The following is a 12,785-nucleotide window of genomic DNA, read 5'->3' as shown; positions in this document are numbered from 1 at the left end:
GGATCAAATGTTTTTTTTAAAATAAAAATTATTAACTAAGCTATTAATATTCATTTTATATTACATTGAATAAACATCCATTTAGTTAAAAGGTTAACATGTTTTTTTTTCATTTAAATTGATTTCAGCAAACTGAATCAAACCCAAATGTCGTTGTTTCATAACGATCGCTGTTTTTCTATACATTATACCACATATAGGTGGTGTTTTTGATGATTTAAATTCATTTACTAATAAATCTTCATGCTTATATGAAGCAATATTGTTTAAAATTAATCATGATATCAAAGGTCACAGAATATATATAGTACAAATATTAGTTTGTTGTCCGGTTGCACAATTTAAGATTAATGTAAATTTATTTTTGTTATCAGCTAACACCGTACATGTATTAATAGCAGAAGTTTGGATAATATTATCCAGTATTCCCATATTATCCTCTATTAATCCAATTTTTCCTATTCATAATAATCACGTTATTGTTTTATAATCTACACGTATAGGTATATTAATGAATGTATCGTTTCCAGTTTGGTTAATATTGATAATATCAATAAAATCAGGACCAATCTTACAAATTTCTATTTGTAGTTTTATTAAAGAAATATTAATTGCTAAGCCATAAGTGAATTGTGTTTTTCCTTCGGATGATCTTAAGGCACATAAAATGAGCATATAATGAATTTAATATATATATATAAATAGTTTTACATAATAGTTATGACATGTTAAAAGCTAATCAAAAAATGAGTAAGTTAAAATCTTTTAAAACAAATAGATAAAAATTATATATGTATATATTTTAATATTGAATAAATAATATCATTTGTATTAAGGTTTTTATTTACATGATTTTTTTGTAATAGTATTTAAATATATAATAACAAATTAATCATAGTTAATTCTAATATTAATTATATTCAATGAAAGTCTATATATTTTAAAAAAAAATACGATTCAATGTTAATGTTGTTGTTAACAATGTTGTTATAATAATTTAAATATACAAATATAAAATTAGGAAGTGATTTATACTAATTTCAACGAACAATTAAGGTATATTGTTAATATTGTTGTAATTAATTATATTTAAGATTGAATTATATTAATTTTTATATTACTTGTAAACATGGTAATTATTGGTTCAACCTGATTCAATCAAATACGTGTTATTCCTAAATTATTACTGTGTTTATTATTTTAATGGGTTCTATCTCATAACAAAAAAATAACCATTTATAGGAATATAGTAGTCACTAAAATTATCACTTATTCTTTGTGATATCTTGGTTTAAAATTATTTATATATAATCTTAATTTTAACACAACAAAAGTATTGTAATCCGTTCTGGTATTAATATTACCAACAAAATATAACAAACAAGGACCATTTGTAGTGGATATTTTTCTCTTTCTATGTTCTACCATTTGAATGATTCGAACAACATCCATTCCATTGTTTCTTAGAATCACTATATCTGTTCTTTAACTATATTTATTTAAACTTAAAACTTACGTTTATTTTGTGGTTATATCAATTGTTACTTCGTTTGTTTTGTTAACTAGTTTTTAAGCTATAAGTGTTAAGTAATAAGTTAGATTATCTACTTATTTGGTTGACATCTTATGACTAAATAAAGATAATTTCCTGATGTACAACGTTCAAATCTTTGATATAATATTTTTATTTACATACGAAAACATGAACATAACATAAGTCTAATTTGCAGGTATATTATGTAACATATTATTCTCCATTTTATACATACTTCAATCCGTTGATACTTAATACATCTTTATTAAGAATGTGATTTATTTAATAATTTCATGTTTAGGATATTAAGAATAATTCTTAGACACAAAAACCATTACAAAATCCCTTCAACCAATTGTTATTAACAACTAGATACTTATAAAGTACCTATATTTATTATTGTTGCCGATTCTGCTTAGTTCTTATATTCTTAGTTTTCTATCTCCGAACCATATCTAAGTTTTAGTTATCCAGGACATGTCTTCCACTAGTATTAACTCATTAGACCGTAATAAATTTATAATTAAAAGCTTTTCGGTTGTACATCGTTGTTGGATATAATATAGTAATTAAATTAACAACACAGATATTCTCTACAGTATATTCTTATGTTGTTTTTACTAATCCATTTAATATATGATGTCATTTTGTTTTTAACGACAAAAGTGTGTTTAATAAATCAGCTGAACATCTATTGTTTGAAATTATAATATCTGAATTGTTTAATTTTATATTTAACATTCGAGAAAACAACAATTCCATGTTGGTTTGATCTTCGGAAACTTCAATGTTTAATCCTGGTGGTGTTGTTAATTGGGATACTAATACTTTTTTAATACCTTCTATAACAACCGTATCATCTTTTAAAAGTCTCGGTAAATCAATCAATGCGGTTTGAATTTCAACACGTTGATGAAGTTGAATAAATCACTCATTCTCAGAATAACACACAAGGTTTAGATCAATATCAAATCTATCTGAATTCTCAAAACCATCTGGAGGCTTGATAGAATCGTGTTCCCTTATATTAATAAACTCTAAACTCAGTTCTTGGTTGTTCACTGGAAATAACGGTTGTAAATTAAGTATTAGCTTTGAGATTTTTATGCCATAAGTATTATAACATCCTCAAATTAATTTTGTATACATCAACCTCTGGATTTTATGTTGATCTAAATTAGTTTTTCTTGTAGAGTTATAATCTAAGTTTATCCTTGTTTTCATTTTGTTAATATCATGAATAGTTAGAATTTAGATTAGATTTAAATATATATAAAAAGTATTAATTTATATAGATTATGTTGAGATAAAATTTAAAATATCTGTTATTATTTAATTATATTCGGATAGGTGTTGGTTAATTGGGTAATATTTGGATATGAATAAGTGGTTGTTGTAGTGGAAAATAGAATTTTATCAGAAATAATAAGATTTCAAGTTGATATTGATATAAATTCATTAACTAGTAGTAAAGATTAACCATTAAAGACATATTAAATACGTGATCATTGATGATTCTGATGCTCAGTTTCGTTTGGTCTTTTTTTGTTGTGTTAATAATATATATCAACTAAATGAGACATTTTCGTTTAAATATGGTTCTATCAATTACATTAATTGTACAGATGATATTCATATTAAAACTAACATCCTAATTACATTGTAATAATCTTTAATGTTATTGTGGATTTTGTAATTATTTATCTATTACCATTTGATATGAGTATTAAAATTGTAATTAATGTTAGGAAAACAAAGATTTAACACGTACACTTGATAGAAGCTGATGTTAATAGTGCAGGTTAATGTTATTCTAAATAGGTTAGTCCAATAATATAATGAATCCATATGTTTTAGTTTTTACTATAATGGATACATGGTTGACTGAGGTTTATATTATATGTTCTAAAGATTTTAAAGTTTAAACTCATACAACATGTATGTAATATGCGGGTTATTATTAATAATCTTAGAATTTTTGGAGTTATTATTCTTAATTAAGGTATAAAATTTTGTTGTATGTTTTAAGTATTTATTGGGTTTAGATGTTGTAGCTTATGATAATATTATAATTTTATTAAAACAAACGGAAGATTAATGTTTAATTGATATGGGTTTAATACGCTTAATTGTTAAAATGTTTGAAATGGGATTAGTTTGATTGGAATAATAATAATTGATGGATTAATGTAAATAATTGTCTGATAGATGAACAAATCTCAATAAAAGGTACGAATGACAGGATTGGGTCTTATGTTAACTGATGATTTATTAATTTAAAGTTTTTGTTTTATATTTTATAAATTTTGTTGTACTAAACAGACAACGTATAGATGTGAAGAATTTGGTTAAATTATAATAAATTTTAATTTGGTATTTTATAAAGATATAGAATATAATTATTGAAGTATGTACTTATTAGTAAGTCAAATATGGGATTCTTTATGCAACGTTGTTGTTTCGGTGGGTAGTTGACAAGAATTGAATATTTTGATGGAATAAATAGGAGATATTTGATAGTAAATGTTTCGATATGGTAGGTTATTGTGTTGATAATAAAATTAGTTACATTGGGTAGTAAGTTAATGATGAATATTATGAACTTATTGGAAGGATAACTGGGATGTTTGGTCGTTGTTATGGCAGTAATAGTTTATAAAATTGGAAAGAATTGAACCAATAGTTATACATCTCAACTGTTTTTTGGGATGAGAGTGACTTAGAACAGGAGGTAGTACCTTAAAGGTAACTGGGATGTTGATCTGTTTGGATGTTGATGATGTTATTGCTGGTTTGAGATTATTTGTAATTAACATAATAAGGTTTAATTGTTTCAATTAGAGTTAACGACTGGGTGTTGGTATTTTGATTGGATAATAATAAAATCTTACTTGTTTTGTGTAAATCTGATAACCAAGTGTATGTTTTAGGAAAAACTTAGAACTTATGGTTGTTTGATTTTAAGCTATTGATGTTAGGAAATGGATAAAATTATTGTTATAATGTAGGATAACTGAATTAAAATTTAAATAAATTTGAAACAGATAGACGGGATGTTAACATATGTCAATGCCGTTGTCATAATTTCATTGTAAGTTATCAATTTTTGTATAGGGATTGTGTTGTTGTTGGTTTTTGAAATACAGTTCGGTGTTTGTATTATTGACATTGGTGTTGGGATATCGATATTTCATGTAGTTAGTTATCATGTTTATCATGTTGATATAAAATGGAGATCTGTTAATGGGAGATGGCTTCGTGGTACGGATCGTTGTGTTCATGTTGGTAGTAAATGCGGTAATCGTCATATGATTTGGTTGTTTTTGGGTTAAAATAATTTTATAATTGTCGATCAATAAGATATCTGAAAATTATAACAAAATATTATTAGGAATAATCGATATCATACATGGTTAAACATTTTATAAAATAACAACAAGATGTCTTGGTTGGTTGTTTGGTTTTTTGATGTTTTTATTAAATAATTTTATTTATACCAACACTGTTATAGGTTTGGTTGATGTGTTGATGTAGGGGCGGTAGGTGTTTGTTATATCAATGAGTAATGGATGGTGATAAAGAGAAAGGAACTGTTTGATGTGTGTCGGATAATTAGGTTATAATTTGTTTATTTAGGATCTTATATAGGTTTGAAGAAAACAAAATAGAGGATAAACGAGGTGGTATCTGGTTGGTTTTTGTTAAAGATATAGAATATATTTGTAAATGAGAGTAGAAATAAGGAGGTTGGTATAAAATCTATCAATGGATAGAGGATATAATTAAATATATAATTGGTTGTTTAATAAGTTGTTGTTTTTGTTTGAGATTAAATAAATAGATTGGTTGATAGAGTGGGATTAATGTTTGAAGTTAGTAGTAGGATTGGTGGTAGTTATCAGATCTTAGTTGGCAGTTAAACGTAGTTGAATTTACTATAAAGTTATCAAAGGATAGATATCATGATGCTGTGATGATGTATTTAATATGTAATTATAATAATGTAAGATAAGTTTAAGAGTTAGAACTTATTTTGAAGTGAACAACGTTATGGGAAGCGGTGAATTTATTGTGAGAAATTAACAACAACCAGATGTTGGTGTAGTTAGTGTTATTATTGAAGGGAGATGGATCGATTGAGATGTTGGAGAGGTGGTAAGAAGATAAAAAAACCGTTGACATTACTTTGTTGTTTTTTAAACAAATAAAAGAACAGATTTGGAGTTATTATGTTGTTATGGCATGAAATTGTGTAGATTGGATACAGGATAACAGGACATAGGTCGGAAATGTTTTAATTGGATTGAGATCTTAATTCGAAATCAAAATGTATTGGTCTATCATGATGTTTAGTAGTTAATATATATGTGTATAGTCATATCTGTTTGGTAATGTTTGATATAAACTGGTTTGGACTTAATATAAAACACTGCTATGGCCATAGGGATTTATGATTTAATTAAAGGTTCTTCAATTATTTTGTTTTTTATAACCAAAACCAATTGTTTTTATAGTGTTGAACAGTTTTTGTTTTTCAATGAACAACTTAAAAATTATAATGTTATTACCAGTAGTGATGATAAACATATTGGAATTTTAATTAATGAATTAAAGTACACAATTGTTATCGGTACACCAAGTTCTATTACACCACCTTGTTTCTTTTAATCAAATCAAGGAATAATGAAATCAACTAATTTGTATTGACTTTTACATCATAAAACCACCAATATTAATCACTTCTTATCTAATTTATCGCTTTAACTGTTACCAATTAATCTCGGATTGTTCTTAGGTTTTATTATTATGTTATCAACCTTTTAATAAGAAGAACAACATCCTGATACAACGTTCATAGAGCTCATTGGTTGTTTTTTTGTTAAGATACGTGTTAATATTAGACTTTATCTAAATAGTATTACTTATTGTCTTAATTGTATAATATCAACATTAATGATAAATAATTTATTTATGTTAGATAGTATTGATTACAATGTTAAATTTTATGCTTTAAAAACACGAATACAACAGTTTATATTATATGTGGGTATGAAACACTCGATTTGGTTACAAAAATATCAATAAGACAACATGGTTATTACTTCTTATTTAATCTAAGCATTTAATGGGTTTTTTTATCCATTAATATTCGTTGTTTATATTATACTGCATTACTTATACCTCTTTTTTTGAATTCGATACAACAAGTTCAATTAATTGTTAATTTTGAATGAAGTTATCGGTAAGATATAGGTAAGTTGTTACTAATACATCTAAATTATAAGTTTTTTAAATAGATTTAGTAACCTATTAAATTAAATATTGGTGATAACAACGTTCGTGGATAAAATTCTTTATGATAAATAGAAATAGTTATATTATTTCAAATGTTTTAGTTAATTTGTGGGATAAAAAATGTAATTAATAACAATGACCTTAGAGATTACTAACATTTTTTTGTTAATAATTGAACCAATTCTTCTAGTAAATTTGGATATTCTTAACAATCCGAACTAAAATTTTAAACTATTAACACCATTCATCTATTTTGTCTTTTATCGAAGCTTAGAAATGAAGATCCTAGATTGGATCAATAGAACACGAAAACTGTCAACACATCAATTATTATTATGAATCTTTGGTTAAATAACAATTAAACTCACCATCGATAATGATTTATGTTGTTGTTATGTTTTGTAATTAGTTTATTGCAGATAATACATCTTAGTTCGATAAGTAAATAAAATTATAACGATTGACTTCTGTTAAATCAAATATATTATCTCATGATTTAAATAATGACGGAATGAAATTATATCTGGATTTTTTAAAAACAAAACGAATAGCTACTTGTTTGGTAATTCTTTAGAAGAAATACATTGGAATTATTAATCTCTGATTATTAGTATTAAATTATCTTAAACAATAGAAGTTATTGAACAAATTATTTATTTTTTTTTTTGATTAATTAGAATTAAAAATATTTATTAATTTTGTTAGAATCGGATATGATAGGTTAAAAACTAATCTTTTTTAAAAACTGATTATCAATTCTATTAATACATAATAATTCGATATATATTTGTTATCAGCCGAATCTGATAATTTTATTATTATTAATTGACTTATATGGATAAAATCTTTCGATGAATATTTGTTATTTAATATAATTTATTCAATATTATAGACTTTTTTTGTTTTAAATCTATTGTATATGTGTTGTTGTTATCGTTGATACCTTGAATAAAATCAAAGTTTAAACACTAAAATCCCGATCTTAATTAGATACTAATACAGTCTTAGTAACAAGTATTGTTAGATTAAACAGAACATTTTAGAGCTAATAGTAATCACAGATACAAAATAATTTAATTAGACTATTTTTTAGTTTATGTTATACTTTATATTTTAAATAGTAGTAAATCTATTAGATAATATTAAAATCAGTTTAAAATTTATTATGTTAACTCGATTGATGTCAAGAAAATACTTCTTTTTAAATAAACAAACCATCTGTTGTTGGACGGTTGTTTTTTTTGGTCAATATATTCAGTTAACAACATTCAGTATTAAGAATATCCATCAAAATAGTTACTTGTAGTATCCGATGATTCACTTACATGTCGATGATATGACTTTGGATTAAAATCTGAATCACTTTGTTAGTATTAAGATGAAGAAAGAAATGGTAAGAATAAGTCGATGAATAAAAGTACTATTAATAAATTAATTGGATACAACATGTGGTTGTTGTTGTTTTTTAAATAAATATGTTGTATTATTATTTAATTTGTTATTGAAATATGGTGTTAATTCCTATAACTATTGATTATAATGAGTTTCGAGGGTAATAACATCGATGTTACCGAAGATTATCAGTGATATAGAGACGATTAGTTGGTATAATTGATGAAATATGTAAATCATTAGTGAATTATTGGGAAGTAGTTTAAATAGTAATTAAATAAACCTTTCTAATAACTATGAATAGAAATAATCGGCATGGAGAGGTAAATATGATTGACATAACAACAATCTGATAGATTATTGGATGTAATTTGGTTAAAATTAAGGTAATAACAAAAAAACTACTCACTTCTAGTAGAGATTAATTTAAATGAATTAGTTATTTATTCTAAATTATATAAGTTACATGGTAATGGCGGTTAAAACAAAATCCTAGGATAATAAACGGTTCTTGTTTCTTGAATAACTATCGGATAACAAAACGGTTGCTTTAGTGATGTCGTTATCAATTCTCTTCAGAAAACCTAATCTGTTGTCTTCACAAATTCCTTTAACTAATTTAATCTTATTTATAAACTCTTTTCTAATTGTTCTAATACCCGTTTTGTATCTTTCAAACATTTTAAACAATTCATTTGAAGCAATTCTCCGCCTCTGTGTTGTTAGTGATGGTAAGCTTAACTTAATACGGTCATCGGTGATTTCGATGTTAATGTTTGAATCATTTGAAAGAAGTAATGGAATTATATCAGTTATTTTAAGTTTACATATTGGTCGAAGTTCAATAACTGTATCAGAAACATGACTACATTCATAAAAAACTTTCAATGGTTGTTTCTTTGTTGTTTTAATTTCGTTAACAACAGATACATCAAGTCTCGATGGTAAAATTTTATTAGACATTAGATCAAATTTCTTTATTAAGTTCAACAATGATGAATTCAGTTGTGAATATACATCTTCCGCTGTTAACTTTTGGTAGTCTAACTTCGGTTTGTACAAATAATAAGGAATAACTTTGATTAATCTGATATTTGTTTAGTAAATAAAGAATACATATTAAATTGTAGAAAACAAAGTAATTCAGGGATACGAGCCGATAGTATTTAGGTATAAAATCTTAGTAAGATCTGAAATATGTTAACTCTGAGTATAATGTTGATGGATTAATGGGGTAAAAACAAATGGACTTTGAGTTGCCATTTTCCATTGTTTTGATAACATCTAACTATAGATTTTAAGGTTTAATTAACTAGGACCAAACCACTATGTCGTTGGTTTTATCTGTTATATTCGGCTATAACTTGGTTTTTAAACGTTAAAACAAACGGTCAAACGTTTGATCAACGAAGTAATGAACTAATAATTGGTCTGTTGATGTTAATCGATAGGTGGGATGGTTCTCTAATATTATTGAAATAGTTAATAAGTTTTAAAAAAATAGATAATAATTCATGTTTGTGTTTTCTTAACAAATTAATGGTTTGAAACCTATGTTAACAATTCTGGCTATTGCCAATATTTAATAATAATTTATATCTTATTTATATTCAATGGTTTTGAATAGGAAATTAATTTTATTAAACTAATATTAGATCATTTTGATTTTATCTGTTGGTTTTTTAATCTTTATAAGTTTTTAAATTGGTATTATTTAATTAAAGTGATTCAGAATATAAATACATTGAGACTTAATCGAAAAAAATAATTTATTATAACCAAACATGATTTAAAATCAAGTGTAATAAACCTAAACACTTCATAATTATCAGATGTTTGATTTGGTTTATTAAATATTACGGATAATACTTAGTTAATGAGATACCAACATCATGTTGGTTAATTTTTCTATTATGTTTTATAAAAATATTTAAAATTTATCTTAATTAGAATAAACAACAAAACAATTATATTAACAATAGGTCATAATGATGGTCTGTTGGATGTTAATTAGATAAATTGATATTAATGTTATCAGGTATACAAATTAAGATCAATTATTTTGTTTATGTTAAAATTTATAACATATTTTTGTAGTTATATGTATTGTTTAAAATTGAAATGGTATAAAATCTCCTTTGTTTTCTATTAAATAAGTAGTTATCATATTTTGTTGGTAGTAGTTTAAGTTTTTTTTATTAAGAATCATGTGATATGCTTTGAATTGATAAATTTATAGTATGTTTTATTAAATTTGATATTGTAAATGATGTATAAATAATCTTGAATAATCATAATCTTGGGATATGTGTTCCAGGAGGCTAAACATAAGTTGTTGTGTTTTAACTATCTGTTTTATCCATGGGTAATAATTATATTAAAACTACAGTTTAAATACTAGTAAATTATTCAAATTACAAATGAATAAACGTAATACGATGGTGAATATATTTAAAAATATCAAAACGATGATAACAGAACTAGGTGGTAAATCGGTTGCATTAATAATCTGTATTATTGGATGGTATTTTGGTTTTTGTCTCTGTAATCAATTCAACCGTTGGCAATATGGTCGAACGTTAGAATTAACTTTGGTATCGATATTATTAACATATAAAAATATATTTCATCGTATAACTAATGTTTTAGCTTGATTGAATAATACTGATTTAGAGTTGTGTAAATATAAATTGTCATTAGTTCTTCATAAAATGATAAAAGATGTTAATGAACGGGAAATATATAATTATATGTTATCATCCTTAATAAGAGGTTTCAGTGACGAAATGTTATCACCGCTATTTTATTATTTAGTTACAAATCTTCCCGGATTAATATTATATAAAACATTGTATCTGTTTGATTCGGTATTAAACAACGTAAAGACATTAAATAAATTTTTAACGTTGAATACATATAAAATAAATAGTGTTATACCAATGTGGTTGTGTGTTGTGTTAACTTCTATAATGAATTTAGTAACAATAATCAAAACTAATGGTATTAAAGGATTTAATTTGTATAATCCGTCGCAATGAAGTATACATTTTGTAGTACTTAAGGTTTTGTCTTGGTTTAATATAAAGGTTGATATTAAAAATGGGAATAACAAAATATCAATTGTTGATAAGGGTTTAGATACTAATAAGTGATCACAAAAAAGTGATATTATTGTAAGAGCTAAAACGATACTTAGTTTGTTTGCTATTATATTAACGGTTGTTGTTTTAATAATAAAAGCACTATGGTTAGAAATTTTTGAATCGAATTATAGACCTAATATAAACAGTAAAAATAAAATTCGATAGTATTTCCATTTTATGATAACGGTATTAATATTAACATATCTTTAATAATAAACTAGATATGATTATGAGCTTCGGAGGTTGCATTATGTTAATACTGATATTTTGGTCAACAATTTGTTGGAGTTTATATCGAATTATTTGTTATTGTTATTTTGTTTAATATTATTATATTATTTTGATTTTATATGTAAAATAAATAAATTGGATTAAATATTTATGATGTTTGAAATATCTTTATGTTTATTAGTTAAATAATTACTCGGTCATCTATATTGTAATATAACATAGTAAATTATTAAACTTTAATTATTATATTGATCATAAACTACTTATAAAGTTTACATACCAAGATTCGTTTTTTTTCTTAGTACAATATTATATCAACTAAGATTAATAATACTTGTATAAAATCAATGACATTTTGTTGTAATATTTTATTAGTATATAAGATGATCTAACCGTTGGTTATTAGATGTTAAAGCTTAGTTAATATTTCTATAAGTTATAATTTTATTGATATATTAGACTATTATATCGAGCTATTAGTTGGTTTGAATATTTAATATAAAATACAGATTTAAGAATCAAATAAGTCAACCAATTAGTAGTAGAATTACAACGTTCGTACTAATCATTAACGTTATAATAATTATAATAGAGGGTAATACTGTTTTGAATTAAATAATTAATAAATATATGGGATTGGTAATGATTGAGGAATTAATAACTATTCTTTGATCTAATAATATTTGTTAATCCATGTAATTAATTTGTTATATTTGATAATTGAATGGTTGTTGTTCTAGTAGAGATATATTAGTGTCTATTATCAGATAATGATAGATTAAATCTATTCAATTTATATTTTCTACCTATGTTATCTATTTCTTAGTTGTTATCGGCTAAATTAATCAAAATATTATCAACTTAATTGGTTTATATAACAAAATCTAGTTCTAACATAAGGTTGTACTACAAATGATTAGAATAGTAATAATGTTATGTTTAATTTTTTGTTAGTATTTAATATATATTAATTATTTTTAATATTAACGATCGGTAATAACAACAAGATGTTGAAGTTGGATTGATGTGTGTTTAACCGGTTGACATGTTGTTAGGGTTAAACGGTGTTGAAATATTCACATTTATGTTGTTAAATATAACCAACGTTGGACATCTTGGATGTTGTTAACAAGTCTGGTAGTGAATAGTACTATGTAGATATAAATTTATTATCTATAGTAAAGATTACA

Annotated in this window: 5 protein-coding genes; 2 read left to right on the top strand and 3 right to left on the bottom strand. The window is 24.4% G+C overall.

Annotation, left to right across the window (positions count from 1 at the left end; translation table 4 throughout):
• Window positions 1–93: 93 nt before the first annotated feature.
• Together MAGTDC_RS01860 and MAGTDC_RS01855 are read right to left on the bottom strand one after the other, a co-directional pair.
• Window positions 94–675, bottom strand: a complete 582-nt coding sequence (locus MAGTDC_RS01860; RefSeq protein ID WP_146656821.1) for a hypothetical protein — start codon at window positions 673–675, stop codon at window positions 94–96.
• A gap of 1,465 nt (window positions 676–2,140) precedes the next feature.
• Window positions 2,141–2,758, bottom strand: a complete 618-nt coding sequence (locus tag MAGTDC_RS01855; RefSeq protein ID WP_192573072.1) for a hypothetical protein — start codon at window positions 2,756–2,758, stop codon at window positions 2,141–2,143.
• Window positions 2,759–4,237: 1,479 nt separating this feature from the next.
• On the opposite strand from MAGTDC_RS01855, the gene MAGTDC_RS01850 reads away from it, so the two are divergent.
• The gene (locus MAGTDC_RS01850; protein ID WP_278046922.1) at window positions 4,238–4,375 is read left to right on the top strand and encodes a hypothetical protein; all 138 of its coding nucleotides are present in this window, start codon (window positions 4,238–4,240) and stop codon (window positions 4,373–4,375) included.
• 4,338 nt (window positions 4,376–8,713) lie between these two features.
• Here MAGTDC_RS01850 and MAGTDC_RS01840 read toward each other — a convergent pair.
• A complete protein-coding gene (locus MAGTDC_RS01840) occupies window positions 8,714–9,283 on the bottom strand; it encodes a ribosome recycling factor (RefSeq protein WP_192573071.1) in 570 nt (189 codons plus the stop codon).
• A 1,406-nt stretch (window positions 9,284–10,689) separates the two neighbouring features.
• On the opposite strand from MAGTDC_RS01840, the gene MAGTDC_RS01835 reads away from it, so the two are divergent.
• Window positions 10,690–11,529 (top strand): cobalamin biosynthesis protein, encoded by an 840-nt coding sequence (locus tag MAGTDC_RS01835; protein ID WP_146656816.1) that lies wholly within the window; start codon window positions 10,690–10,692, stop codon window positions 11,527–11,529.
• Window positions 11,530–12,785: the final 1,256 nt, after the last annotated feature.

Source organism: Candidatus Hodgkinia cicadicola (assembly GCF_002774925.1).
The sequence above is the reverse complement of the archived record's forward strand: the minus strand, read 5'-3'. Positions and strand labels throughout refer to the sequence as shown.